The following is a 26,368-nucleotide window of genomic DNA, read 5'->3' on the forward strand; positions in this document are numbered from 1 at the left end:
ACTGACGGGCTCAGCGACCTGGCGGCCGCGGCGGGGTGGCGTCCAGGACGCTCAGCCGCCGGTGGTACTCGTTCTCGTCGATCTCGCCCCGGGCGAAGCGCTGGGCCAGCAGGTGCCGGGCCGTCGGGTCCTCGCCCGCCGGCCGCGCCGGGGGGCCCGGGCTGCGCAGGTAGTGGGCCAGCAGCACCGCCCCGCCCACGACCAGTCCCCAGAGCAGCACGCTGCCGACCAGCATGAACAGCATGCCCCACAGGCCCATCCCGTAGGTCCCGTAGTACATCATCGTGCTCGCCTCCGTCTCTCTGTCTCGATCCTTCACCCGGGGGATGCCGGCCGGCCAGGGACCAATGCCGCCGGGTGGCGGGACCTTCGGCTCGTGCCCGCCCGCGGCGACCGGCGGAGACTGGGCGCAGGAGCGCAGGACGGGCACGGCGCAGCACGGGCCCGGCGGAGGTGAGGGCCGTGCAGGACGAGATGCTCGTGATCATCCTGTGGGTGACGTGCGGGGTCGCGACCGTCGTCGCCGGCCTGCTGGCGTACCGGAGCGCGGTGGCGCGGTACGTGGGGCGGGGCGCCGTCGGCGTCCTGTTCCTCCTGGGCGGCGCGGTGGTGCACCTGGTCAACCTCGTCACCGGCGTCGACTACGCCGACTTCGCGGACCCGGCCCTCTTCGGCTGGGTGACCGACACGTGGCACCAGGTCGTGGCGCCCGACCAGGTCCTGTTCATCGGCCTGCTGGCGGCGTTCGAGGCGGTGGTCGGGGTGCTCGCGATGTGCGGCGGCCGGCTGACCCGGTTCGCGTACTGGTGCGTGATCGTCTTCTACCTCGCCCTGTGGCTCTTCGGGTGGACGGAGCTCGCGTGGGTGCTGCTCATGCTCCCGCCGATGTTCCTCCTGCTGCGGGCCGAACGGTGGGCGGCCGCCGAACCCGCCCGGGCCGGCTGAGCGCCGGGGCTCAACCGGCCCGGGTGCCGTCCTAGGCGCGGGCCACCGCGATGTTGGTGTTCCCGCGCTGGCCGGCCTCGTAGAACATGTACAGCCGGCCGCCCTCCTCGGCGAAGCTCGGCGCCGCGGCCCGCGTGGCCTGCGGCTCCGTGTAGAGCACACCCAGGTGGTTCTCGCGGTCGAAGCTCGTGCCGACGTCGGCCACGTGGATGCTGCCGGAACCGCCGTGGTAGACCACGTGCCCGCCCCCGTTGCGCGACCAGTAGTGCGCGCCGGAGAGCTGCCCGCCCTCGCCCGCGGCCGGGGAGATCAGCGGTTCGGGCTTGAACTGCCAGCCCGAGGTGAGCCGGGTGGACCAGCCGATGAAGATCTTGCGGGTCCCGGCCTGCATGCCCATGAACAGCATGATCTGCGTGTCGGACTTCGTGGGGTGCGGGAACACCCGCGCGTACGACGTCTCGGTGACGTCTCTGGGCAGCATCGCCGTGGTCAGCACCGTGCCCTCGTAGGTGAAGCTGCGCCCGTCGGCCGAGGAGGCCACGCGGGTGGTGGTGTTCTCCCCGTGGAAGTACAGGTAGAGGCGGCCGTCCGCAGCGTTCCAGACGGCGTGCGGGCTGGACACGTGGCTCACCGAGTAGTGCGGTGACCAGGTGCGGGAGATCACCGGGTTGCCCGGGTACTCCCGCCACGGGCCGTCCAGGGAGTCGGCGTAGGCCAGGCAGATCCCGCCGGGCGCATCGTGCGGCGCGTAGTACATGTACCAGCTGCCCAGCGGGTTCTGGACCCGGCCCGCGACGTTGCGGACCGACGGGAAGATGAGCTCGCCCGTCGGGTTGTAGGCCAGGGCCGACTTGTCCAGGGCCGCGCCGACCCGGCTGAAGGTGGGGAAGCCCGGGATCGCCGCGGCCGCGCGGGGCGGCGCGGCGACGCCGAGGGCGGCCGCCGAGCCGAGCACCGCCGAGCCCACGAGCAGGCTGCGCCGGTCGAGCACGAGCTTTCGGTCCGAATCCATGGTGACTCCGCTCAGGCCAGGCGGTCGCCGCGCTCCAGTGCGCGGCGGCGCGGATACCGCTCGGGCCGTTCGGGGTCGAATCTCGTGCGTGCGCGGTCCGAGGGTCAAGGTGATCATGCGACCTATCAACCCGGGCGGCGTTCACCTCGGGGCCACGGCCCGGCCACGCGTGCCTCGTAGCGGCGCGGCCGCACCGATTTCCGGCCCCGGGGAGAGAACCGATGTCATCCGCACCCGTACCGCCGCGCCGTCGGCCGCTGACCATTATCGGGTACGCCGAGACCGGTCGCCAGCAGCGGCCCCGAACCCGGCCCGGTACTTGATGAGGGCGACCGGGCGCCCGGCGGTGTCCGGGCTCTCGACCGGGGCGCTCGCGGTTACGCTGCCGGACATGGGAGCACGCGTCGAGGTCATGCTCGTCGAGGACGACGAGACCGTCCTGGCCGTGGTCTCCGACTACCTGGGCGGCCGCGGGTATGCCGTCACGGCGCTGAGCGACGGGCTCGTGGCCCGTGACGCGCTGCGTACGGCGCGGCCCGACGTGCTGGTCCTGGATCGGATGCTGCCCGGGGTCAGCGGCGACGAGCTGTGCCGCCAGGTCCGCGCGGCCGCGCCGCGAACGCCGATCATCATGCTCACCGCCCTGGACGCCGTGGAGCAGCGGATCGACGGGCTGGAGCACGGCGCCGACGACTACATGGTCAAGCCGTTCGCGCTGCGGGAGCTCCAGCTCCGGATCGACGCCCTGGTCCGGCGCAGCCGCGGACTGCACGTCGCGCCGTCGCCGTTCACGCTGGGGCCGTTCCGCGTGGACCCGGCGCGCCGGCGCATCTGGGCGGGCGACGCCGAGATGACCCTCACGTCCCGGGAGTACGAGCTGTTCCTGTTCCTGCTGCAGAACCCGGACCGCACCCTGACGAGGGACGACCTGCTGCGCGAGGTGTGGGGGTGGAACTTCGGCGAGGTGTCCACCGTGACCGTGCACGTGCGGCGGCTGCGCGAGAAGATCGAGCCCGAGCCGCGGTTCCCGCGCTACCTGCTCACCGAGTGGGGACGCGGCTACCGGTTCACCGTCGGGGCCGCCGCATGATGCTCACCCTGGTCGACCTGAGCGGGCGGGCGCCGACTGCCGCGGGCGGTTCGGCACGCCTCGAATCGATCTGATAGAACGTGCGCCATGACGTCTCCCCAGATCGGTGTCGTGCTCCCGCGCGACCTGCCCGCCGCCCAGGTGCTCCCGTACGCGCGCACCGCGGAGCGACTCGGCTTCGACGAGCTCTGGGTCGTGGAGGACCTGGGCTTCCGCGGCGGGCTGGTGCAGGCCGCCGCCGTGCTGGGCGCGACCGAGCGGATCCGCGTCGGTATCGGGATCCTGCCCGCGGCGGTGCGCAACCCCGCCTTCGCGGCAATGGAGATCGCCACGCTGGAGCAGCTCCACCCCGGCCGTACCGACGTCGGCGTCGGCCACGGGATGCCGGGCTGGATGCGGCAGGCGGGCGCCTGGCCCGACCGGCCCCTGACCTACCTCGCGGAGTACGTGACGACGCTCCGGACCCTGCTGGACGGCGGGGAGGCCGGCGACCTGCGGCTCGACCCCTCGGCCCTGCCCGACGCCGTGCCGCCCCTGCTGCTGGGCGTGCGCGGGCCGCGGTCCCTGGCGGCATCCGGCCGGGTCGCCGACGGCACCGTGCTCGCGGAGCCCGTCGCGCCCGAGTACGCGGCCGCGGCGCTGGGCGCGGTCGCCGCGCGGAGCGGGCACCGGCTGGTCGCGTACAACATCGGCGCCGTCGACGACGACGGGGCCGCCGCCCTCCGGACCGCCCGGTCCGGCCTGGAGTGGATCGGCGAGCCCGACTGGGCGCCGCACGTCGCGCCGCTGCCGTTCGCCGACCAGTTCGCGGCGCTGCGGGCGGGCTCGGCGTCGCGCGCGGATTTCGTCGAGCGTCTGCCCGACGAGTGGGTCGCCCGACTCGCGCTGGCGGGCACGCCCGCCCAGGTGCGGGCGCGGATCGACGAGCTCGGGCGTGCCGGCGTGACCTCCAGCGTGTTCATCCCCGCCGGTCCCGACCCGCTGGCGGCGCTCGACGCACTGGCCCGGGTGCTGTGAGCGCGCACCTTGCGCCGTCGGCTCAGCGCCGGCGGGCCGCGCTGTTCGTGTCCTTCTTCATGACCGGCGTGTCCATGGCGACCTGGGTCTCCCGCACGCCCGCCATCCGCGACGCGACCGGCTCGACCACCGCCGAGATGGGGCTCATCATCGCGGGGCTGTCCGCGGGCTCCATGGTGGGCATCGCCGTGGCCGGCACGCTGGTGGCCCGGCGCGGCGCCCGGTTCGTCGTGCTCTGGGGCATGGCCGCGATCGTGAGCGGGGTCGCGGTGGTGGCGCTCGGCACCGCGACGGCGCAGGGCTGGCTCGTGGCCGTGGGCCTCGCGTCGTTCGGGTACGGCATGGGCTCGGGCGAGATCGGCCAGAACGTGGAGGGGGTCGACGTCGAGCGGGCGCTGCGGCGCACCGTGGTGCCGAGCCTGCACGGCAGCTACAGCCTCGGCGTCTGCGTGGGCGGGCTCGTCGGCCTGGGCGCGAGCGCGGCGGGCCTGCCGGTGCTGGCGCACCTGCTGGCCGTGGCCGCCCTGACGGCAGTCGCCTCGGCGGCGCTGGTGGCCAACCTGGCGCCCGCCGTCGGCCGCGAGGAAGCCGCCGTCGGGCAACGCCGTCGCCCGCTCGGCGAGACCGTCGGGGCCTTCCTCGCGGTCTGGCGGGAGCGGCGCACGCTTGCCATCGGCGTGATCGTGCTGGGCATGGCGTTGGCCGAGGGGTCGGCGAACGACTGGCTGCCGCTGATCATGGTCGACGGCTTCGACCTGTCGGCCGCCACGGCCGCGCTGATCTACTCCTTCTTCGGCCTGTCCATGGCGATCGGGCGGTTCAGCGGCGGCTTCTTCCTGGACCGGTTCGGCCGGGCGCCGGTCATGGTGGTCAGCGCTGCGCTCGCGATCGCCGGCATCGCGCTGGTGGCCTTCGCGCCGACGGCGGTGCTCGGCGCGGTGGGCGTGCTCTTCTGGGGGATCGGTGCCTCGCTCGGCTTTCCGGTGGCGCTGTCGGCGGCCGGCGACGACCCGCTGAACGCAGCGCGCCGCGTCAGCGCCGTCGCCACCGCTGGGTACACGGCGTTCCTGGTGGGGCCGCCCCTGCTCGGGTTCGTCGGCGAGCACCTGACCCTGCGGCTCGCGATCCTGCTGGTCATGGTGCTCGTCGCGGTCTCGGCGTGCTTCGCGCGCGCGGTCACGCCGCCGACGCGCCTGTCCTAATGGGTCCAGGACAGGTCGGGTCGGCGTGATCGGGCGCGGGCTCGACCAGATGGTCGGCGGGGTGGGCTCGGTCGGTAGGCGATCGCGCCGTGGGCGGGGGTGGTGTAGCAGCCGATCGAGTAGCGGCTACGTGGAATACGGCCGGGAGCGGGGCCGGTCATGCCGACGGCCGGAGTCGACGCTGGTGTTGCTCTGTCGGAGTCCGCGTCGCGAACCACCGCTGTGACGTCTGCTCTGACTGGTGTCGGTGGTGTCGGCGCGATCGAGACGTAGGTGTGTCCCGTCGGGGTGACCGTCTCGACGGCGTGCCGGCCGTCATGCCGGGTGGTCTTCTGTGACCAGCCCGGTGATTGCTTGGCGTGGTTGCACCGGGCGCACAGGCCCTGCCCGTTGTCGAGACTGGTGGGGCCGCCTTGGGCGTGTGGGGTGATGTGGTCGGTGTGTCGGATGGGGCGTCGCACCACGGGCTGGCGCAGATGCCCTGCTCGCGGGCGCGCAACAACGCTGCGAGTCCTTGGGGGTGGAACCGGGACGTGGACGTCGTGGCCAGCAGGCGGCCGTGGGGGTTGACGTAGATCGACCGCACCCAGGCGGTGTCGGTGTCGATCGCGTGCGCTACGAGGTGGCGGGCCACCGGGGCCGGGACAACACCCGCACCGGCCGGGGCGCCCTCGACCATCACGGCCGGCTGGCCACCGCCGGCCAGGAGGGTGTCGTCGGAGACCAGGAGGTTGATCGTGACCGGCACGTCGTTCGCGTGGCCGGGTTCGCGTCCGGTGACGCGTTCGATCAGGGTGTCGGCCATGATCTGACCCACCCCACGCTCATCACCGCCCGCCTTGGTGGTCTCGGCGTGGGTCTTGAGCTGGGCGTAGGCCTGCACACCCTGGGCCATCGGGACCAGGGCCGTGAGGTAGACCATGAGGTCGGGTGCGGGGCGGATCGAGACCCGCCGCTCGGAGACTGCCTTCGCGTTGCGCTTCACGCAGGCGTGCACGTCCAGCCGGGCCGCGAGTTCTTTGATCCGGGCCACGAGGCGCCGGGTGCCCATCCGGGCCAGCTCGGCCAGGTGCGCGGGTCCGCAGATCTCCTCGTCGATCAGGCCACGGTGCTCGACCGACAGGTGCGACGTCTCCCGGACCAGGAGCGTGGCCCGCCACGGCGAGAGCACACCGGCCTGCAGGGCGGCGAAAGTATGTGGCATCTGGGTGACCCAGACCCGGGCCGTGGACACGAACCCGGCACCGGCGTGCGGGCTGATCCGTAGCGCGGCACCGACCTGGTTCGGCACACCGCGCCCCCGCCGCTCGGCCCGGATGCTCTGCGCGGCCTCGTCGGCGCGCGTGGCCTCGTCCAGAGCGACCGCGAGCCGGGCCTGGGTCGCCGTGATCGCGTTCTTGACCGCCTCCAGCTCACCGAGCAGATCCACCCACTCGGCTTGGGCGGCACTCGAGGCAACAGCACCAGACCCGATGTCAGCGGCACCGGGCAGGATCATGCCCGCCAGCATCTGGCGCATCGCCCGCACAGCCGCCACGTCAACGACTCCGTCAAGCGCACCGGGCAGCACCGACCCGACAGGCCGCCCGCCCGTCGCCGTCAACACCTCACCCGTTCGCGTCATGCCATCAACATATGGCACGCCCGTTCGCATCGCTCGTCCAACCGACCCGATCCGCCGACAGCAGAAAACGGCTGCTCGCCCTGTGGACAACCCTAAGAATGCGGCGGCGAGCAACCAGAATGTGCCCGCCCGTCGCGTCGATCGTGCCAGACGCTCCTCGCGGGTGCAGGTGCTTCCCCAGCTCTCCGGCTGAATGTCCTGGACAGGGCGGCGCCCCAAGGCACGCACCCGCCTAGGCAGCCGTGGGCAGCAGCGCCTCCCGGAACGCCACGACCGCCGCCCCGCACGCCCAGTCGATGAACGTGTGCCGCCGCACCACCAGGCGGCAGTTCGCCGCCGCGCCGAACGCGTGCGCCGCGAACTCCTCGCGGATCCGCCGCTCGTACAGGTCGTACTCCATGACGCCCTCGCCCGCGATCACGACCACCTCCGGGTCCACGAGGTTCGCGGTGACCGCGAGGGCCGCGCCGATGGCGGTGCCCGCGCGGTCGAACGCGTCGACGGCGGTGCGGTCGCCCGCGTGCGCGAGGTCCACGGCGTCCGCGAGCGTCAGCGTGGGGTCGTCGTGGCCCGCCCGCACGGCGTCGCGGATGGCGCCCGAGGAGGCCACCGCCTCCACGCAGCCCCGGCGGCCGCACACGCACACGGCGTCGGGGGAGGCCAGGGGCAGGTGGCCGATCTCGCCGACCACGCCGTGCGCACCGACCACGACGTCGCTGTTGACGTAGATGCCGCAGCCGATGCCCGCGCCGATCGTGACGATGGCGAAGCTCTCCGCCTCCACGCCGAGCCCGAACCACTGCTCGGACCGGGCGAGCGCGCGCACGTCGTTGTCGACGGTCACGGGCAGGTCGATCTGCCGCGCGACATGCTCGCCCAGGGGCACGTTGGCCCACCCCAGGAGCGGGGAGTGGCGGACGACGCCGGAGCCGGTGTCGATGTCGCCCGACACCGAGACGCCGAGGCCGACGAGCCGGTCGGCGGTGTCGCCGAGCTTGTCGACCAGCCGCCGCGCGCAGCGCACGATCTCGCGCACCACCGTCGCGGGGTCGTGCCGGTCGAGCGGGCGCCGGGTGGAGGTGAGCACCTCGTTGCCGATGCTCACCGCGACGGCCACGATCTCGTCGGCGTTGACCTTGACGCCGATGGCCAGCATGGAGCGGGGCACCACGCTCAGCGGGTAGACGGGGCGGCCCGGGGACGAGCTCTCGGCGTGCTCACCGACCGTCACGAACCCGTCGCGGATCAGCGGGCTGACCGTCTTGGTCACCTTCGCCTGCGACAGGCCGGTCAGCCGGCCGATCTCGATCCTGCTCACCGGGCCGTGCGTGATGATGCGCGTGAAGATCTCCGCCGACGTCGTCGTGCGCAGCTTGGGGCGGCGCGGCGTCGTCGGGGGCGGCATGGCACTCATGAAAGACCTCGTCCTCGGACCGGGCGCGGCGCGCGAGGCGCCGCGCCCAGTCCGGCCGGTACTACTTGGAAAGGATCTCCTGGGCCTTGTCCGCGGCCTCCTGCCACACGTCGTCGTCACGCTGGTGGCTGTAGTACGCCTCGAACAGCGGCTGCAGCTCCGACTTGAGCTCCGCGCCGTTGCGGTAGGCCAGCGACGGCTCGAGCTCCTCGTTCTTCGCGTAGTCCACGAAGACGCTGAGGTCGACGCCCTTGTCGAGCTGGTCCGCGGCCAGTGCGTCCATGGCCGACGGGATGGACGGGAAGAACGAGCCTGACGTCAGCGCGGCGCTCTCCTGGCACTCGGCCGTGCCCATGAACGACATCCAGTCCCAGGCCGCCTGCTTGACCTTGCTGCCCGACCAGAGCATGTTGCCGTTGGAGTTGCTCATCACCACGCGGGTCTCGCCGTCCGGGCCGAGCACGTTGGGCGCGATGCCGACCGACATGTCGGGCAGCTTGGCGAACGTCGTCGCCGACCACGAGCCACCGGAGATCATCGCGACCGAGCCCGAGCCGAGCTGCTCGGTGTCTCCGACGGTGAACTGGCCGAACTCCGGGGCGAGGCCCCGGTCGGACAGGCCACGCAGGTAGTCCATGGTGTCGGTGAACGCCGGTTCGTCGAAGGCGAAGGACGTCGGCCAGGCCGCCGGCTCGCGCATCGTCCAGTCGGACGCCGCGGCGAACTGGTACCAGGTGGTCTGCCCCAGGTAGTCGGCCGTGCCGAGCGCCCCGATGCCGTAGACGGCGACCTTGTCCTTGTCGAAGCCCTTCTCGTCGCCGCGCTTGCCGTTCTCGTCGACGGTGAGGCGCGCGACCACCTTGTCGAAGGTGCCGCCGTCCTCGGGGTTCCAGGTCATGTTCTGGACGTCGTCCTCCGTGAGGCCGGCATCCTTGAGCATGTCCTTGTTGTAGTAGAACGCCGACCCGGCCCAGTCGAGCGGCAGGGCGTACTGCTTGTCGTCCGTGTACGTGAAGGCGGGGACGCCCACGTTGAACACGCCCAGGTCGTAGTCCGACTCGGCGATGTAGTCGTCCAGCGGCTCGAGCTGGCCCTGCTTGGCGTACGAGTCCAGGAACTCCACGCTGTTCTGGAACGCGTCGGGCGCGTTGCCCGCCACGAAGCCCGCCGTGAGCTTGGTGAAGTAGTCGTCCACCGCGTACTGGGTGATGTTGACCGTGATGTCGGGGTACTTCTCCTGGAACGCGGGCAGGCAGGTCTTGTACGACTCCGCCTGCTTCTCGTCCCAGGTCCACCAGTTGACGGCGCCCGCGTGGGCGCCCTCCTCGGCCGCTCCGCCGGCCGAGCCGCCCGCGCAGGCGGCCAGCGAGACGGTGACAGCGGCTGCAGCGACGATGCTCAGCATGTGCTTCGGTTTCATGATTCCTCTTCGATCAAGGGACCGGGTGGGTTCGGTTCGGGTTGGTAGGGCCGGCGGTCGTCCCGAGCAGGCGGCCGAGCACGTCGAGCGCGCCCAGCCGGTCGAGGCTGCCGCCGGCGTCGTGGCCGTTGGACGGCCAGACGGTGATGTCGTGCTGCGCCGCGTACTCGTTGTGCGCGGCGAACACGGTGTGCGGGGGAGTGATGTCGTCGTCGAGCCCGCAGGAGAACCAGGCGGGCGTGCGCGCGAGGCGCGCGAAGTTGACCACGTCCACGTAGCGGAGCGTGGCCAGGGCGCGCTCGCGGCGCGCCCGGTCCCGGGCCAGCAGGTCGGCGAGCTCGCGGTAGGGCCCCTGCGCGCTCAGGGTGAGCGCGCCCGGGAGGTCCGCGAGGAACGGCGCCTGCGCGAGCACCGCCCACACGTCGTCGGCGAGGTACCCGGCGGCCACCGCGATCCCGGCGCCCTGGCTGTTGCCGAGCACGGCCACGCGGCCGGGGTCGACGCCGGGCAGGCGCCGGACGGCGTCGACGGCGCGGGCCGCGTCCGTGAGCACACGCCGGTAGTAGTAGCCGGCGGGGTCCGCGAGGCCGCGCGTGATGTACCCCGTGCTGTCGCCCCACGGTCCGTCCGGCGTCGACCCGTCGCCCTGGCCGCGGGTGTCCATGACCAGGTGGGCGTAGCCCGCCGCGGCCCAGGTCAGGTCGTCGATCGCGTGCCCGCGGCCCGCGCCGTACCCGGTGAAGTGCACCACCGCGGGCAGCAGACCGTCGCGGTGCCGCGGCAGGCGCAGCCACCCGCGCACCGGGTCGCCGCCGAACCCGGGGAAGGTCACGTCGAGCACGTCGATCGCGGCCAGCGGGGTCTCCACGGGCACGGCGGACGGCGGGGCGTCGTGCCGCCGGGCCTGCACGAGGGTGTCGCGCCAGAACGCGGCGAAGTCGTCCGGCAGCTCCTGCGTCGAGCGGTAGGCGCGCAGGGCGGGCTCGCGGGGGTCCGGGGTCGCGACGGACGCGCGAGCGCCCGCGGTCACGGTCGTCATGACGCCTCCCCGAACAAGCCGGCGGCGTCCACGGCCGGGCCCACGGGAACGGTCCGGGACCGCCCCGCGAAGCGGACGACGACGTCGCGCGGACCCGCCCCGACGACGTCGTGCAGGCGCAGCGCGACCGGGCGGCCGTCCCGCCAGTCGAGGTCGACCGCGACGCCCCCGCGGGTGCGCAGGCCGGTGATCCGGCCGTTGGGCCACGCCGTCGGCAGCGCGGGCAGCAGGCGGACCGGGCTGTCGGACGTGCCCTCGCCGGTGCCGACCAGCAGCTCGGCGATGGCGGCGGCGAGGCCGAAGTTGCCGTCGATCTGGAACGGCGGGTGCGTCGAGAGCAGGTTCGGCAGCAGCCCGCCCCACTCCGAGCCGTCCGGCGGCGCGTCGAGGTCGGGGTCCCCCGGGTAGGGGGTGGTCGCCTCGCGCAGCAGGTCGCGCGCGACGTCGCCGTCGCCCAGGCGCGCCCGCATCGCGATCTTCCACGACCAGGACCAGCCCATGGCCCCCGGCCCGCGGGCCTCCAGGGTCCGGCGGGCGGCGTCGGCCAGCTCCGGGGTGCGCTCCACGTCGATGGCGTGCAGCGGGTGCAGCCCGATGAGGTGCGACAGGTGGCGGTGGTGCGGTTCGAGCGAGCCCGAGTCGTCGCCCCACTCGTACAGGGTGCCGTCGTCGGCCACGCGCAGCGGCGCGATGCGGGGCAGCGCGGCGCGGATCTCGTCGAGCAGAGCGACGTCCGCCCCGCCCACGGCCTCCGCGGCCGCGAGCGTGCGTTCGAGCGTCGCCCGGATCAGGCTGAGGTCCATCGCGGACGACGTCGAGACGGCGCCGGACGTACCGTCGGCGCGCAGGAAGAAGTTCTCGGGCGACGTCGACGGCGAGGTGCCGAGCGTGCCGTCCGCGCCGGCCACCAGCCAGTCGAGCGCGAAGGCGCTCGCGCCGAGCAGCAGCGGGAGCACCCGCCCCGCGAGCTCGTCGCGGTCGCGTCCGTACTCCCAGCGCTGCCACAGGTGGTCCGCGAGCCACAGGCCGCCCATCGGCCAGAACGCCCACGACGTGGGGCTGTGCCCCGCGCCCACGGGCAGCGCGTAGCCCCACGGGTCGGTGTTGTGGTGCGCCACCCAGCCGCGGGCGCCGTACAGCGCTTCGGCCACGGCGCGCCCCTCGCCGGCGACGCGCTCGATCAGGTCCAGGAGCGGCTCGTGCAGCTCGCCCAGGCCGGTGCGCTCGGCGAGCCAGTAGTTCATCTGGGTGTTGATGTTGATCGTGTAGTTGGACGACCACGGCGGCCGCATCGACGCGTTCCAGATGCCCTGCAGGTTGGCCGGCGGCGAGCCGGGCCGCGACGACGAGACGAGCAGGTAGCGGCCGTACGCGTAGATGACCCGCGCCAGGGCGCGGTCGTCCGCGTCGGCCAGGAGGGCGGCGACGTCGACGGGCGCGTCATCGCCCGGGACGCCGAGCTCGAGGCCGGACCGCCCCAGCAGCTCCCGCGCGGCGGCCTCGTGCCGGGCGCGCAGCGCCCCGGCGTCGGACGCCGCGACCTCCCGCGCGCGCCGGGCCGCGAGCGCGACGAGCTCGGCGCGTGGCGCCTGCGGCTCGTGCCGCCACCAGCGGCGCGCGTTGGTCTCGGTCGTGACGGCGAGCAGGACGCGGCGCGCCCCGGTGAGCACGACCTCGTGCGTCCCGGCACCCTCGGCCGGTACGACGGTCGCCGCGCCGTCCGTGCGCACCGCGACGGCGACGGCGGCGGCCGGGTCGAACCCGGACGCTCCGTCGGCAGCGGCCTCGGTTGCCGGCCCGTCCTCGCGCCACACGTGCGCGACGGCGTCGGGCTCGTGGCTCGGCGCGCCGTCGACCGGCGTCTCCACCAGCAGCGACAGATGCGCGACGCCGGCGTCGGTCACCCCGGGGTCCGAGCCCGCCACGCGCAGCGGCGACCGCAGCCGCACCACGGCGGAGACGGGGGAGTCGGCCACGAGCTCGACGACGAGCGCGCCGTCGGCCGCGGAGACCCAGGTGGCGCGGCGCACCGGCACGCCGTCCAGCAGGAAGGTCTCGTCGACCACCGCGGACGAGAGGTCGAGCACCCGCTCGTACCCGGCAGCGTCGATCCGGCCGAGGTCCAGGTCGAGGTCGCCGAGCGGCAGGAACTCCTGGCTCCACGGCCCCTCGAAGGTGCGCAGCAGGCGCTCGGCCTCGTCGTCGTCCTGCCGGGCGACGGCGTCGCGCACCTCGGCGAGGCGCTCGGGACCCGCTCCGCCCGCGACGACGGCGTCGAGCGCACGTCGCGGGCCGTCGGGCGTGCCCGACCACAGCGACGCGTCGTTGAGCCCGATGCGCCCGCGGGCGTCGCCGAGCACCATGCCGCCGATCTCTCCGTTGCCCACGGGCGTCGCCTCGCCCCAGCGCGCGGCGGGCGCGGTCCAGCGCAGGCGGACGGGGCGCGGTGCGGTACTCACTTGAGCCCCGAGAAGCCGATGGAGTCCACGATCCGGCGGCCGAACGCGAGGAACAGCACCAGCATGGGCAGCGCCGCGACCAGGGTGGCGGCCATCAGGCCCGCCCAGTCCGGCGCGGCCTGCGGCGACGACTGCTTGAACACGGCCAGGGCGAGGGTGAGCGGGCGCACGCTGTCGTCGCTGGTGACCAGCAGCGGCCAGAAGTAGTCGTTCCAGGCGCCGATGAAGCCCAGGATCGACAGCGTGGTCACGGGGCCCGACGTCATCGGCAGCGTGATCTGGAACAGCACGCGCAGCCGGCTCGCGCCGTCGATCAGCGCGGCCTCCTCGATCTCGCCGCTCAGGCCGAGCATGAACTGGCGCAGGAAGAAGATGTTGAACGCCGAGAACAGCGCCCCGGGCAGGATCAGCCCGCCGAACGTGTTGAGCAGGCCCAGGTCCTTGATCAGCACGAAGTTCGGCAGGAGCGTCAGGATGCCGGGCACCATGAGCGCCGTGAGCAGGATCGAGAACACCAGGTCGCGCCCGGGCCACTGCAGGCGGGCGAACGCGTAGGCGGCGATCAGCGAGAAGAACACGACCAGGCCGGTCGAGAGGGTCGCGAAGATCAGCGAGTTCAGCGCGAAGTGCAGGATGTTGATGCTGGCGCCCGAGCCGCCCTCGGCGAGCGACTCCGCCGACGTGGCGATGCCGAGCACCCGGCGGAACGCACCGAGCGTGAAGTCGACCGGCAGCAGCGACGACGGGTGCGTGATCAGCGCGTAGTTGTTCGAGAACGACGTGCGCAGGATCCAGTAGAACGGGAAGAGCGTCACCAGCACGACGCCGCCGAGGTAGATCCAGGCGACGGCGCGCCCCAGGCTGGGGCGGCGGCGGGACGGCGCCGGGCGGGTGCCGGCACGGTTCGTGGGACGGGCGGCGGGCCGGACGGCGGTGGCCGGTGCAGCGGATGCGGATGCGGACATGCGGGGGTTCCTCACTGGTTTCGGGGCGGCGCGGACGGGCGACGGGTCAGTCGGTGTCGGACTCGTCGGCGCGCAGCAGGCGCATCTGCAGGAAGGTGATGGCGATGAGCATCGCGAACAGCGCGAGCGACATCGTGGCGGCGTAGCCGAACTCGAACTGGCCGAAGGCCTTGTCGTAGATGTAGAGCTGCAGCACGTTGGACGCGCGGGCCGGGCCGCCCTGCGTGGTCACGGCCACGAGGTCGAAGACCTGGAACGAGCCGATCACCGTCAGCACCAGCACCATCGCCAGCACGGGACGCAGCAGGGGCAGCGTGAGGCGGCGGAACATCTGCATCTCGTTCGCGCCGTCGATCCGCCCCGCCTCGTAGACGGTCGGCGGGATGGTCTGCAGGCCGGCGAACACGATGATCGCGTTGTAGCCCATGCCCTTCCAGACGCTGATCAGCGCGATGGTGGGGATGGCCCACTTGCTGGAGCCCAGGAAGAAGACCGGGTCGAGCCCGAGCTGCCGGATGGCGATGTTCACGATGCCGAGCTGCGCGTCGAGCATCCAGGACCACGTGGTCGCGGCGACGACGCCGGAGATGAGGAACGGCAGGATGATGACGCCGCGCAGCATGGTGGAGGCCGTCAGCCGGTGCAGCACCACGGCCGTCGTGACCGACAGCGTCATGCCGATCACGACCGACAGGAGCACGAAGTACGCCGTCACGCCGAGCGAGTGCCAGAACACCTCGTCGGCCACGAGCCGCCTCAGGTTGTCCAGGCCGGTCCACTCCGGCGGGGTGAGCACCCGGAAGTCGGTGAAGCTCAGGTAGATCCCGCGCAGCGTCGGGTAGGCCGCGAAGGCCAGGAAGCCGATGACGGCCGGGGCGATGAGGACCCAGGCCAGCCGCGCGTCCCCGCGGTGGGCGGGTGAGCCGGCGCGGCGCACCGGCCCGGTCTTGCGTGCACGCCCGGCCGCGGTTCGTTCGCGCGCCGGGGTCGTGGTGGAGATCGCCATCGGCCTCATCCCTCGTCGTCGAAGTGCAGGAGGTAGGCACCTCGCTTGCTGCCGAGAGCGTAGGGCGACTAAGTTTCCGCTGTCAAGAAAGTCGATTCGGGGTGGTGAAGATGTCTGCTGGTGATGAATACGCGGTGCTGCGCGCGGCCGGGGTGTCGCTCGTGCTCGATCTCGCGGGCGAGATGCCCCGGGTGCTCCACTGGGGTGAGGACCTCGGCGACGTCGGCCCCGACGGCGTCGCCGCGCTGCGCGAGTCCGGGCTGACGGCGCGGGTCGCCAACTCCCCGGAGGCGCCGCGCGCGCTCACGCTCCTGCCCGTGGAGCGGGACACCTGGTCCGGGCTGCCGGGCCTCGAGGGCCACCGCGGCGGGACGGCGACCACGCCGCGCCCGGAGCTGGTGGGGGCGAGCGTCGAGGTCCCGGCCGACGGCGTCGGCGGCACGGTACGCCTGGACGTGCGCGAGCCGATCGCGGACCTCGTGCTGGCGGCCGAGGTCGAGCTGGAGGCCACGGGCGTGCTGCGGGTGCGGTGGACCGTGACCGCGGGGCCGGACGGCGCCGGAGCGGACGGTGCCGACCCCTACGACCTCGCGCACGTCGTGGCGCTGCTGCCCCTGCCGGCGCGTGCCACGGAGGTGCTCGACTTCAGCGGGCGCTGGAGCCGGGAGCGCCAGCCGCAGCGGCAGCCGCTGGTGGACGGCACACACCTGCGCGAGGTGCGCCGGGGCAAGCCGGGGCTCGACTCGCCCTACCTGGTCGCCGTCGGTACACCGGGCTTCGCGCACCGGACGGGCGAGGTCTGGGCGGCCCACGTGGCGTGGAGCGGCGACCAGCGCTGGATCGTGCAGCGCCTGTCCGAGGGCGCGGGCGCGCACGCGGCCGTGCTCGGCGGCGGCGAGCTGCTGCGCCCTGGCGAGGTGCGGCTGGCCCCGGGGGAGAGCTACGCGGCGCCCGACGTGCTGTTCGCGTGGTCGGACGCCGGGCTGGACGGCCTCGCCGACCGGTTCCACCGCCGCACCCGCGCGCGCCGTCCGCGCCGGGCGCCGCAGCCCCTTGTGCTCAACACGTGGGAGGCCGTCTACTTCGACCACGACCTGGGCCGGCTCGGCGAGCTCGTGGACCGCGCGGCCCGTGTGGGCGTGGAGCGGATCGTGCTCGACGACGGCTGGTTCCGCGGCCGGCGCGACGACACGGCCGGCCTCGGCGACTGGGAGATCGAGGCAGACGTCTGGCCCGACGGGCTCGACCCGTTCGTCGCGCGGGTGCGCGAGGCGGGGATGGAGTTCGGGCTGTGGTTCGAGCCCGAGATGGTCAACCTCGACTCCGACCTGGCGCGGCTGCACCCGGAGTGGCTGCTGGCGCCGTCGGCGGGCGTGGGTCCGAGCTTCCGCAACCAGTACGTGCTCGACGTCGCGCACCCCGACGCGTACGCCTACCTGCTGGAGTCGATCTCCAAGCTGGTGGAGCGCTACGAGATCGCCTACATCAAGTGGGACCACAACCGGGAGCTGCACGAGGCGGTGGTCCGCGGCGGCGCCGCCGGGGACCGGCCAGGCGTGCGGCGGCAGACGCTGGCGCTGTACGCCCTGCTCGACGAGCTGCACGAGAGGCACCCGGGCCTGGAGATCGAGAGCTGCGCGTCGGGCGGCGGCCGCATCGACCTCGGCATCCTGGACCGCACCGAGCGGGTGTGGACGTCGGACTGCAACGACCCCGTCGAGCGCCAGCAGATCCAGCTCTGGAGCGAGCTGCTGCTGCCGCCGGAGCTGCTGGGCTCGCACGTGGGCGCGGCACGGGCGCACACCACGAACCGGGTCACCGACCTGTCCTTCCGGCTGGTGACGGCGGCGTTCGCCGCGCCGGGCATCGAGTGGGACATCACGGGCTGCACCGAGGACGAGATGGAGCGGCTGGCGTCCTGGGCCGCGTTCGTCACGGCGCGGCGGGACCTGCTGCACGGGGGAGTGCGCGTGCACGCGGACCTCGCCGACGAGCAGACGCTGCTGCACGGCACCGTGGCGCAGGACGGCGCGCGGGCGCTGTTCGCGTGGGTGCGGCTGGCGAGCTCGGCCGGGCCGCAGACCGCGCGGGTGCCGTTTCCGGGCCTCGACCGCGACCGCGACTACGTGGTGCGGGTGCCGGACGCGTTCGGCCCGGCCGCGACGCACGGTCAGGAACCCGCGTGGATCGCGCGGGCCCGCGGGGCCGAGGGCTTCCGGGTCTCGGGCGCGATCCTCGCCGGCGCCGGCCTGACGCTGCCGGTGCTCCAGCCGGCGTCGGGCCTGGTGCTGGAGCTCACCGCGGCGTGACCGTGTCAGACGCCCAGGTCCCTCCGGGGACCTGAGCGTCTGACACGTGCGGGGGGCCTCAGCGCGTGAAGCGGAAGCCGTCGCTCCGGATCGGCGCGTCCGAGCCGTTCACCACCACGATGCGGTGGCTGCCCCGCTTGAGACCGGACACGGAGTACAGCTCCTGCTGCGTCCGGCGCGTGGCCGTGCTCGTGTCCACGGTCTGCTTGAGCACCCCGTCCACGTAGACGTGCACGGGCCCCTGGTCCGGCGCCGTCGGCGCGATCCACGTCGCCCCGGTGCCCGTGAACGTGAGGTCGGTCCAGGCCGCGCCGGTGGCCGTGTGCACGTCGTCCGCGCCGTCCCCGCGGAACGTGAACGTCAGGGCGGTGTCGCCCGCGGGCAGCCCCGTGAGGAACCCGGCCGACAGCACGACGGCCTGGCCGTCCACGGTCCAGTCCCGGCCCTTCTCCAGCGCGGTGTCGCCGTGCCGGATCGCCGTGAGCTCACCCGGGTCGCGGGCCAGCTCGATGCGGGCCGCCTCGGCCTGCTCGTCGGGCACCACGATCGCGTTCGGCGTCACCAGGTTCTCCTGCTCGACGTCGATCCGGTCGAGCAGCATGAACCGCCCGCTCTTCTTCTCGATCCGCAGCGTGTGCTCGCCGTCCGGGAGGTCCGACGTCGACCATACGGCCTGCCGGCTCTCGCGCGGCGTGCCCGCGGGCAGCGACGCGTCCACCGTCTCGACGAGCTCGCCGTCGAGGTGGACCGCCACCTCGCCCTGCGACTCGTCGCGCTCGGTCACGTAGGTCACGCCGGTGCCGCGGAAGGTGAGCTCGAAGGCGTCGCCGTCCTTCTCGGTCCAGTGCACGTCGTCCTCGTGGTCGCCCAGGCCGCGGCCGGTGCTGTGGCTCCAGCTCCCCGAGTAGGAGATCTCGGCCGCGTCGTCGTTGAGCTGCTGGACCCGGGCGTCGGTGTCGCCCGGCGCGGGCGGCTCGTCGCCGTCCGCCACCACGGTGACGGTCAGGTCCTGCGACGTCGCCGCGACCTCCTGGTTCCCGTTGCGCTGCCAGTCGCCGCCGTAGCCCACCTGGAGCACGTCGTCGTTCACGGTCGACGCCGCGCGCGCGGCGGGCGTGACCCGCAGCAGCCGGACGCCGTGCGGCGGCACGTCGGTGGCCGTGAAGCCCTCGGTGAAGGTGCCGAGGTTCTTCCTCGCCCACACGTCACGCACCTTGTGGCCGCCGTCGGTGAGCCCCAGGTCCGTCCAGTCGGCCGTGACGTCGGCGTCGGTGGAGCCGAGGTTGAAGAGCCCGACCACGTACGAGCCGTCGTCCTGCAGCGAGTACCAGACCTGCCGCTTGCCCGACGTCGAGACCGGGTGCGCCGGGATCGCGGCCTGGTTGATCGCGATGACCTCCTCGTTGGTGAGCAGGCTCAGGCCGAACGTGTCGAGCTGCGTGAGGTCGTTGCCGGTGTACATCGGGGCCGCGGAGATGGCCCACAGGCTGGTCGCGGTGCGGCGCTCGTCCTGCGTGAGGCCGTCCATCCGGCCGTTGCCGACGTTGAGCGAGTCGAGGTCGCCGAACCCGCCCGGGCCGGTGTGCCGCCACCACTGCTCGGCCTTCGGGAACAGGCGCGCGATGTTCGGCCACGTGGTCAGGGCCTCGTTCTCGCAGTAGCACTCGACGTCCCAGTCGAGGCGCCAGCCGTCGGCCTTGTCCTTCCAGTAGTCCGCGTACTCCGGGTCGAGCGCCCAGGACAGCTCGAACCAGATGCCGCGGCTGTGCAGCGCGTCGGACCAGGCGGCGACGTCGCGCCGCGCGTCGAGCGACAGGTCGGAGATGCCGGAGCCGGGGGTCACGCTGTCGAACTTGACGAAGTCGACGCCCCAGTCGCCCAGCAGGGCGCCGATCGAGTCGATGTACTTCGTGGTGCAGGGGTTGTCGAAGTCGAGCGCCCAGCCGATGCCCCAGTAGTCGGCGCGGGTCAGCGGCTGCTTGACGATGTCGCCGGTGCTGCAGCCCGGCGCGTCCCAGATGGGCAGGTCGGCCTCGTACACCTCGGGCCCGATGCCCGGGATGAAGTACAGCCCGAACTTCTGGCCGTTGTCGTGCACGTGGTCGATCACGGCCTGGAGGCCGTCGGGGTACAGCGACGTGCTCGGGGTCGGGCGGCCGTACTCGTCGACGCCGTCGTTCCAGCCCGCGTCGACGTTGATGCGGTCGTAGCCGTAACGCTGCAGCTTGGTGTGCATGGCGTCCGACTGGGCGATGAGCTGGTCCGCGTCGATCCAGCGGCCGTCGCCGCTGTAGACCTGCATGCTGAAGCTGCTCCAGCCCAGGTACGGGGCCGTGGCGAGGTCGCCGGGCTCGACGCGGGGGACGGCCGGCGGGGGAGTGGGGGCGGGGTCGGCGGCGGCCGTGGGGGCCGTGGCGACCGCGGGAGCGGCGGAGCCGGCGGCCACGAGGCCGACGAGGGCGAGTCCGCACAGCGCCTGCCGTAGCAGGCGTCGGGGGCTTGTCATGGGTGCTGCTCTCCATCCTTGACGAGGATGCGCGTTGGCGACGTGCGGAACGGCACTGTTCCAGGCGCGGGACGCCGCCCGGCGGGCGATACGTCCTTTTTTGACGCGATCAAATAACCACAGCCCGGACCCTCCGCGCAAGGGCTGCGCGGCACTTGCTTGACAGCGGAAAGAAATTCCTGGAACGCTCGTCCCGCTCTGCCCGCTCCGAGAATCCCTGGTGGCACCCCATGCTCACGCGCACCGCCGCGCCCGGTCCCTGGACCCTGCACCTCGACACCGCCGGACCCGACGCCGACGCCACGGTCCTTGCCGGGCTGCCCGTCCCGGCCACGGTCCCCGGCACCGTCCACACCGACCTGCTGGCCGCCGGGCTCATCGAGGACCCGTACCTCGACCGCAACGAGCTGCTGACACCGTGGATCGGCCGCTCGCGCTGGCGCTACGAGACGACGCTGCCGGCGGTCACGACGCCGGACGCCGAGCGCACCGACCTCGTGCTCGACGGTCTCGACACGCTCGCCACGGTCTCCGTCGACGGCGTCGAGCGACTGCGCACCCGCAACATGTTCCGCTCCTACCGCGTGCCGCTGGACCGGGCGGACGGCGCCGACGTCGCGGTGGTGTTCGACGCGCCCTGGGGCCCCTTCGACGAGCTGGACGACGAGGAGCGGCGCGCGTTCGACTCGCCGTCGGCCCATATCCGCAAGATGGCCTGCAACTTCGGCTGGGACTGGGGCCCCACCCTGGTGACCGCCGGTATCTGGCGCCCCGTGCGCGTCGAGTCCTGGTCGGTCGCGCGGCTCGCCGAGACGCGGGTCGAGGCGCGCGCCGAGCGGGACGGCGCCGGGTGGCGCGGCGTCGTCGAGGTGGGCGTGGAGCTCGAACGGACCGCGACGGCCCACGACGTCGAGCTGGTCGTGCGGGTCGCGGGCGCCGCGGCCGTCGTCGTCGTGCCCGCCGCCGAGACCTCGGCGCGCGCCGTGGTCGAGGTCCCCGTGGCGGACGCCGGCCTGTGGTGGCCGCGCGGCGCCGGGGCGCAGCCGCTGCACGACCTGGAGGTCGAGCTGCTCGACCACGTCACGGGCGAGTCGCTCGACCGCGAGGACCGGCGGGTGGGCTTCCGCTCCGTCGAGGTGCGCCGGGAGCCGGACGCCGACGGCGAGTCGTTCGCCTTCGTGGTCAACGGGCGCCCCGTCGCCGCGCTCGGCTTCAACTGGATCCCCGACGACTGCTTCCCGCACCGCGTGACGCACGACGACGTCGCCGCCCGGCTGCGCGACGCCGCCGAGGCGAACGCCAACATCCTGCGCGTCTGGGGCGGCGGCCTGTACGAGTCCGACGACTTCTACGCGCAGTGCGACGAGCTCGGCTTCCTGGTCTGGCAGGACTTCGCGTTCGCGTGCGCGCCCTACCCGGAGGACGAGTGGCTGCTGGCGGAGGTCGAGGCCGAGGCGCGCGAGAACGTCGTGCGCCTCATGTCGCACCCCTCGCTGGTGATCTGGAACGGCAACAACGAGAACTGGCTCGGCTGGGACGACTGGGGCTGGAAGGAGCGCCTCGGCGACCGGCCGTGGGGCGAGCGGTACTACCTGGAGGTCCTGCCCCGGGTGGTCGCCGACGTCAGCCCGCACGCCTTCTACTGGCCCGGCAGCCCGTACTCCGGCACCCCGGAGGTGTACTCGAACGACCGCTCCCGCGGCGTCGTGCACCTGTGGGACGGCTGGAACGAACAGGGCTACCAGGTCTTCCTCCAGGACCGGGCGCGGTTCGTCTCCGAGTTCGGCTGGCAGGGGCCACCCGCCTGGCGCACCCTGACGGACGCCGTGCACGACGACCCCCTGCTTCCGGGCTCGCCGGGCGTGCTGCACCACCAGAAGGCGGTCGACGGCTCCCTCAAGCTGTCGCGCGGCCTCGCGCCGTACTTCGACGAACCCGCGGACATGGCCGACTGGCACTGGGCGATGCAGCTCAACCAGGCGCGCGCCCTGACCTTCGCGATCGAGCACTTCCGGTCGCTGCGCCCGCTGAACATGGGCTCGATCGTCTGGCAGCTCAACGACTGCTGGCCGGTCGCCTCCTGGGCCGTGGTCGACTCCGCCGGGCACCGCCGGCCCGCCTGGTTCGCGGTGCGCGCCGCGTTCGCCCCGCGCCTCGCGACGATCCAGCCGCGCGACGGGGGGCTCGCGCTCGTGCTGGTCAACGACGGCGTCGAAGGGTGGGCGGGGTCGGCGACCGTGCGCCGCGTCGGCCTGGACGGCCGCGTGCTCGCGGAGCAGGCCGTCACGTTCGAGGTCGGGTCCGTGGCCGGCACGACGCTCGCCCTCGACCCGCGCCTGGCCGAGCCGGGCGACGCCTCCGCCGAGCTCCTGGTGGCCGACGTCGACGGCACGGCCCGGGCGTTCCGCTACTTCGCCGTCGACCGCGACCTCGCGTACCCCCGCCCGCGGCTCGACCTGAAGGCGGTCCCGCTCGACGGCGGCGACGTCGAGGTCACGGTCACCACCGACACGTTCGTGCGCGACCTGACGCTGCACGCCGACCGGCTCGACGCCGGGGCCTCGGCGGGCGACGCCCTCGTCACGCTGCTGCCCGGGGAGTCCGCGACCTTCCGGATCGCGGGAGCGGACCCGGGGCTCGCGGAGACGATCGCGGGGACGGTCCAGGGCGGAGGACCGGTGCTGCGGCACGCGGGCGACCTGGTCGGCTGAGCTGGTCGGACAGGCGTGCTGACTCGGCAGACCGCTCCTGCCGAGTCAGCACGCTGGTGCGCCCGCCGTGAACGACGCGACGAACCGGGCGACGAGGTCGCGCAGCTCGGACCGTTCGTGCACCTGGCGCCCCAGGAGGAGGGCCGCCTCCTCGCGGTCGTGCTCGGGGCAGTACGCCCGGACCTCCGCGGCCTCGAAGAGGTCCCACGACGGCATCAGGTTGGACAGCCGGCCGGCACGCACGAACGCCGTGGCCGGGGCGAGGTCGTCGAAGAACGCCCACCGGTCCGTGAGGTCGACCGCGGCGCCACGGCAGATGCGGAGCTCGGCGGTCTCCAGGGCCCCGGGCAGGGCCGGCCGGTCGACGACGGCCGCGTACTCTCCGCCGCCCCCGCCCGTCCGGGCGTACCAGCCGTCGGCGACGTCCTCGTCGTAGGCCCGGCAGACGGGCGTCAGGACATCGGCGTCGGGTGCGGTGGTGATCAGTGGCATATCGCTCCTTCACATAGCATGTGCCCGGACATCTCCTCGCGGAGTTCCGGGTGAAAATTCCATGCAAAAACATGGATATCTGGTCAGTTCTCACCCTGCGTGCGGAGCGATACATGGGGGGTGCTTCGCCGGGGTTGGATCGGGGTGGATCGGTGGTGCTGCCCGGTGCTATCCGGCGGCCACGGCTGCCGGTCCGAACCGGGTCCAGTCGACGGACGAGTCCAGCATCCTGGTCAGCCCGACGCGGTGGACGGGTATCTTCTCGTCCCGGACCAGTTCCTCGAGCTCTGTGTCCCAGGTGTCGGTCGTCGCGACCACCAGCCGGGTCGCGAACGTGGTTGTGTTCGACGCCGAGAGGAATGCGGCGACATCCGGCGTCGACAAGGGCTGCGCCGGGTCATGGAACGCGCACTGGACGGCCACCAGGTTCTCGGTGTCCTGCTCCCGCGCGACCAGGCTGATCCCGTTGCCCGGACCCTCGTGGCCGGGCCATTCGTCCCAGGACCAGACCGTGTCGAAGGCGGCCGCCCACTCCGCGTCGGAGCGCAGGAATGCCTTCATCAGTTCCTCGAACTTCTCGTCCCGGTCGGTCTCCGACTCCGACCTGAGCAGGTAGTCGTCGAGGAGGTCCTCAAGTGCGGTCATGCGGACATTCTGTCAAGAGTGCTGCATAACCGCTCTCCGGGCAGAGGTCGTTCACGAGGCGTTTACCGGGGTGCGCGGAGACGGGCGGCACCGCGCTGTCGCGCGGTGCCGCCCGTGCTGGGTCGGGGTCGGTGGTGAGGGTCAGCGGTCCTGGGTGGGCGCCTCGCCGGCGAGGGTCAGGTAGACCTCGCGGCGGGCCTTGTCGAGCAGCGCGGTGACGCCGGCCACCTGCTCGGCCGACCCGGTGCGGGCGACCTGCTCGACGGCGTCGGCCAGCGCGCGCAGCTCGTGCCGGAGCTGGCGGCCGTGACCCTGGCCGACCTGCTCCCAGGGGGTGCCGAGCTCGTCCTTGTGCTGCTCGACGTAGGCGGTGCCCTCGTCCGTCAGCGTGGCGAGCTTGCGGCCGCCGTCCTCGGTGAGGACCACGAGGCCCTCGTCGGCGAGCAGGGACAGCGCGGGGTAGACCGCGCCGGCGCTGGGGCGCCAGCGGCCGTCCGTCCGCTCCGCCAGCTCGCTGATGATCTGGTAGCCGTGCCTGGGCTGCTCCGCCAGGAGCAGCAGGATCGCGGCGCGGATCTCGCCGCGGCCGGCGCGGCGCGGTCCCCGGTGGCCCCGGCGTCCGCCCTCGTGGTGGCCGCCGCGCGGTCCGCGGGGGCCGAAGCCGCCCGGGCCGCCGGGACCGAAGCCGCCGGGACCGAAGCCGCCGGGGCCGAAGCCGCGCGGGCCCCGTCCGCGGCGGTCGTCGGCGTCGTCGCGGTCGTCCGGCAGGTCCGGCCCGCCGGCCATCGCGAACGCGGGGCCGAAGCCGGGGACGCCGAACCGGGCGCGCTCGAACGAGGGCAAGAAGCCGCGGCCGCGGCCGCGGCGTCCGGTGTTCTGGGGGTTGTCGTCGTAAGTACGCATGGTGTGTCTCCTCCGTGTCGCGGCGGGGCGAGGCGGTGCGCGATCGCGCACTACGGCGTCTCGTCAGGCCCGCCCGCCGGGAGCGTCTCCGCTCGACCGACGTTCTAAAGATAGATCAAAGATATATCGCTACGCAACCCCCCGACGCCCTGAGGGAGTAGCGCGACCTCGTGGGTGCGAGTGGGTGGCGCCTGCCGTAGCGTCGAGAACCGGCCGGGCGCACCGCGCCCGGCCGACCACCTGACGGGTCGCGGAAGGAGCCGGCATGAGCGAGGGCGAGCAGGGGAGCACGACGGCGGACGACGGTCCGGAGCGCCGGGACCACGTGGAGGTGTCGAAGGAGGACGCCGACCGCCTCAAGGCCGAGGCCGCGGGCTCGGCGGACACCGCGATCCCGGGCGAGGACCCCACGGGTGAGGCGGCCCCCGGCGAGGACCCGGAGGACAACCCGGACCTGGAGGGTGAGGAGCGGTTCGACGCGGGCTGAGGGGTTCGCCGCCGGCTGACCTGGCGCGGGACCGCCCTGCGCGGAATGCGGCCGGCCGCGCCCGTGTTGCCCGGGAATGGACTTCAACCAGCAGATCGTCGACGCCTTCCGCGCCAACGGGGGCGAGGTCAACGAGCCCGTGCGGTTCGGCAGGGGTCTCGTGCTCGTGCACGTGCCGCGGAAGGACGGCGGCGTGCGCGTCGCGCCGCTCGCCGCGATCCAGGACGACGGCGCCCGGTACGTGGTCGGCACCGCCGGCGGCTCGCCCAGGAACCCCGCGTGGGTCTACGGGCTGCGGCGCGCCGAGGAGGTCGACGTCGAGGTGCCCGGCGACCCGGTCGTGACCGTGCGGGCGAAGGTCGAGGAGCTCGTGGGCGAGGAGCGCGACGCGATGTGGGAGCGCTTCAAGGCGTCCTCGAGCGGTTTCGCCGCGTACGAGCACAGGGCCGAGGGGCGCGTCTTCCCCATCTTCCGGCTGATCGGCTGACCGATTGCCCGGGGCCGCCGGCTGAGGCCAGCCAAATCGCGATTAATCCGCTTGGATGGGTGAATATCACCGATCCGACGTCAAGGAGACCCGCGCGATGACCCAGGCAGCCCAGGTCGGCACCGTCTACCAGACCAGCCAGGAGCTTCTCGACGCCGACCTGCCGCACCTCAGCGTTGCCCTGGACGCGAGCGGCTACGCGATCCAACGGGACCGGGACGGCAACTGGTACAGCGTGTCGTCCGTCGGCCCGTCCGACCTCGCGGGTGTCTACACCGTGATCCACCTGCCGGCCGAGCCGCTGCCCGGCACATACGGGTCGGTCGTCATCACCGACAACGGCACGCCCTTCATGCGCCGCTGGGACTCCGCGACCGACGAGCGCTTCGGCGTCGAGCACTGGATCGGGCCCGACGGCGTCACCGTGACGGACGCCCACCTGCGGCATCTCGGCATCGCCCGGGCCTGGGACGCCAGCGTGCCGGGCGGCACGTCGCGGCTCGGCGGCCGGCGTCGTCGTTCCCGCGCGGCCCCGGAGCGAGCCGAGCCGGCGAGCTGACTCGACGAAACCCGACCGCCGAGTCAGTCGGCTGGTGCACACCAACCCACTGACTCGACGAACCCCGACCGCCGAG

At 73.2% G+C, this 26,368-nt stretch carries 21 protein-coding genes and 1 pseudogene; 9 read left to right on the forward strand and 13 right to left on the reverse strand.

The window, feature by feature from the left end; all coding sequences use genetic code 11:
* Positions 1–10: 10 nt before the first annotated feature.
* Positions 11–283, reverse strand: coding sequence for an SHOCT domain-containing protein (locus ACH45N_RS12150; protein ID WP_397394086.1), 273 nt, complete (start codon positions 281–283; stop codon positions 11–13).
* Positions 284–462: 179 nt separating this feature from the next.
* Between ACH45N_RS12150 and ACH45N_RS12155 the strand changes: the two genes are divergently transcribed.
* A complete protein-coding gene (locus tag ACH45N_RS12155; protein ID WP_397394088.1) occupies positions 463–945 on the forward strand; it encodes a hypothetical protein in 483 nt (160 codons plus the stop codon).
* A gap of 31 nt (positions 946–976) precedes the next feature.
* On the opposite strand, the gene ACH45N_RS12160 is transcribed toward ACH45N_RS12155, so the two are convergent.
* Positions 977–1,957: a hypothetical protein gene (locus tag ACH45N_RS12160; protein ID WP_397394090.1), complete on the reverse strand. Its 981-nt coding sequence runs from the start codon at positions 1,955–1,957 to the stop codon at positions 977–979.
* Between the two features lie 391 nt (positions 1,958–2,348).
* Here ACH45N_RS12160 and ACH45N_RS12165 point away from each other — a divergent pair, with 391 nt between their 5' ends.
* The 3 genes from ACH45N_RS12165 to ACH45N_RS12175 all read left to right on the forward strand — a co-directional run bounded on the left by ACH45N_RS12165 (position 2,349) and on the right by ACH45N_RS12175 (position 5,266).
* Positions 2,349–3,047, forward strand: coding sequence for a response regulator transcription factor (locus tag ACH45N_RS12165; protein WP_397394092.1), 699 nt, complete (start codon positions 2,349–2,351; stop codon positions 3,045–3,047).
* A gap of 87 nt (positions 3,048–3,134) precedes the next feature.
* Positions 3,135–4,064 (forward strand): LLM class flavin-dependent oxidoreductase, encoded by a 930-nt coding sequence (locus tag ACH45N_RS12170; protein ID WP_397394094.1) that lies wholly within the window; start codon positions 3,135–3,137, stop codon positions 4,062–4,064.
* Entirely contained in the window at positions 4,061–5,266 is a 1,206-nt protein-coding gene (locus ACH45N_RS12175; RefSeq protein WP_397394095.1) for an MFS transporter, read from the forward strand. The genes ACH45N_RS12170 and ACH45N_RS12175 overlap by 4 nt, the downstream gene beginning before the upstream one ends.
* Here ACH45N_RS12175 and ACH45N_RS12180 read toward each other — a convergent pair.
* From ACH45N_RS12180 to ACH45N_RS12210, 7 genes and pseudogenes are all read right to left on the reverse strand, one after another.
* A pseudogene (locus ACH45N_RS12180) lies at positions 5,263–6,764 on the reverse strand (DUF222 domain-containing protein). The gene ACH45N_RS12175 and the pseudogene ACH45N_RS12180 overlap by 4 nt on opposite strands.
* A 358-nt stretch (positions 6,765–7,122) precedes the next feature.
* Complete coding sequence (locus tag ACH45N_RS12185; RefSeq protein ID WP_397394099.1) at positions 7,123–8,304, reverse strand: ROK family protein; 1,182 nt, start codon at positions 8,302–8,304, stop codon at positions 7,123–7,125.
* Between the two features lie 61 nt (positions 8,305–8,365).
* Positions 8,366–9,724: an ABC transporter substrate-binding protein gene (locus tag ACH45N_RS12190; RefSeq protein WP_397394101.1), complete on the reverse strand. Its 1,359-nt coding sequence runs from the start codon at positions 9,722–9,724 to the stop codon at positions 8,366–8,368.
* Between the two features lie 13 nt (positions 9,725–9,737).
* The gene (locus ACH45N_RS12195; RefSeq protein ID WP_397394103.1) at positions 9,738–10,763 is read right to left on the reverse strand and encodes an acetylxylan esterase; all 1,026 of its coding nucleotides are present in this window, start codon (positions 10,761–10,763) and stop codon (positions 9,738–9,740) included.
* On the reverse strand, positions 10,760–13,222 hold the full coding sequence (locus ACH45N_RS12200) for a glycosyl hydrolase family 95 catalytic domain-containing protein (RefSeq protein ID WP_397394105.1): 2,463 nt from the start codon (positions 13,220–13,222) through the stop codon (positions 10,760–10,762). Before ACH45N_RS12200 ends, ACH45N_RS12195 begins: the two co-directional genes overlap by 4 nt.
* Positions 13,219–14,187 carry a carbohydrate ABC transporter permease gene (locus ACH45N_RS12205; RefSeq protein WP_397394107.1) on the reverse strand — a complete coding sequence of 323 codons (969 nt, stop codon included), beginning with the start codon at positions 14,185–14,187 and terminating at the stop codon, positions 13,219–13,221. The genes ACH45N_RS12200 and ACH45N_RS12205 overlap by 4 nt, the downstream gene beginning before the upstream one ends.
* A gap of 46 nt (positions 14,188–14,233) precedes the next feature.
* On the reverse strand, positions 14,234–15,193 hold the full coding sequence (locus tag ACH45N_RS12210; protein WP_397394109.1) for a carbohydrate ABC transporter permease: 960 nt from the start codon (positions 15,191–15,193) through the stop codon (positions 14,234–14,236).
* Positions 15,194–15,303: 110 nt separating this feature from the next.
* On the opposite strand from ACH45N_RS12210, the gene ACH45N_RS12215 reads away from it, so the two are divergent.
* Positions 15,304–17,502, forward strand: a complete 2,199-nt coding sequence (locus tag ACH45N_RS12215) for an alpha-galactosidase (protein ID WP_397394111.1) — start codon at positions 15,304–15,306, stop codon at positions 17,500–17,502.
* A 58-nt stretch (positions 17,503–17,560) separates the two neighbouring features.
* On the opposite strand, the gene ACH45N_RS12220 is transcribed toward ACH45N_RS12215, so the two are convergent.
* Positions 17,561–20,008 (reverse strand): X2-like carbohydrate binding domain-containing protein, encoded by a 2,448-nt coding sequence (locus ACH45N_RS12220; RefSeq protein ID WP_397394113.1) that lies wholly within the window; start codon positions 20,006–20,008, stop codon positions 17,561–17,563.
* 230 nt (positions 20,009–20,238) lie between these two features.
* Between ACH45N_RS12220 and ACH45N_RS12225 the strand changes: the two genes are divergently transcribed.
* Positions 20,239–22,719 carry a glycoside hydrolase family 2 protein gene (locus ACH45N_RS12225; protein ID WP_397394115.1) on the forward strand — a complete coding sequence of 827 codons (2,481 nt, stop codon included), beginning with the start codon at positions 20,239–20,241 and terminating at the stop codon, positions 22,717–22,719.
* Positions 22,720–22,764: 45 nt separating this feature from the next.
* Here ACH45N_RS12225 and ACH45N_RS12230 read toward each other — a convergent pair whose 3' ends face one another.
* The 3 genes from ACH45N_RS12230 to ACH45N_RS12240 form a co-directional block, all read right to left on the reverse strand.
* The gene (locus tag ACH45N_RS12230) at positions 22,765–23,211 is read right to left on the reverse strand and encodes a hypothetical protein (RefSeq protein ID WP_397394117.1); all 447 of its coding nucleotides are present in this window, start codon (positions 23,209–23,211) and stop codon (positions 22,765–22,767) included.
* A 168-nt stretch (positions 23,212–23,379) separates the two neighbouring features.
* A complete protein-coding gene (locus ACH45N_RS12235) occupies positions 23,380–23,856 on the reverse strand; it encodes a hypothetical protein (protein ID WP_397394119.1) in 477 nt (158 codons plus the stop codon).
* A 141-nt stretch (positions 23,857–23,997) separates the two neighbouring features.
* Positions 23,998–24,759: a PadR family transcriptional regulator gene (locus tag ACH45N_RS12240; RefSeq protein ID WP_397394120.1), complete on the reverse strand. Its 762-nt coding sequence runs from the start codon at positions 24,757–24,759 to the stop codon at positions 23,998–24,000.
* A gap of 265 nt (positions 24,760–25,024) precedes the next feature.
* Between ACH45N_RS12240 and ACH45N_RS12245 the strand changes: the two genes are divergently transcribed.
* From ACH45N_RS12245 to ACH45N_RS12255, 3 genes are all read left to right on the forward strand, one after another.
* Positions 25,025–25,246: a hypothetical protein gene (locus tag ACH45N_RS12245; RefSeq protein ID WP_397394122.1), complete on the forward strand. Its 222-nt coding sequence runs from the start codon at positions 25,025–25,027 to the stop codon at positions 25,244–25,246.
* Positions 25,247–25,322: 76 nt separating this feature from the next.
* Positions 25,323–25,733 carry a nitroreductase family deazaflavin-dependent oxidoreductase gene (locus tag ACH45N_RS12250; protein WP_397394124.1) on the forward strand — a complete coding sequence of 137 codons (411 nt, stop codon included), beginning with the start codon at positions 25,323–25,325 and terminating at the stop codon, positions 25,731–25,733.
* A 97-nt stretch (positions 25,734–25,830) separates the two neighbouring features.
* On the forward strand, positions 25,831–26,292 hold the full coding sequence (locus tag ACH45N_RS12255; RefSeq protein ID WP_397394126.1) for a hypothetical protein: 462 nt from the start codon (positions 25,831–25,833) through the stop codon (positions 26,290–26,292).
* The last annotated feature ends 76 nt before the right edge of the window (positions 26,293–26,368 follow it).

It is taken from the genome of Promicromonospora sp. NPDC019610 (assembly GCF_044389365.1).
Lineage (GTDB): Bacteria > Actinomycetota > Actinomycetes > Actinomycetales > Cellulomonadaceae > Promicromonospora.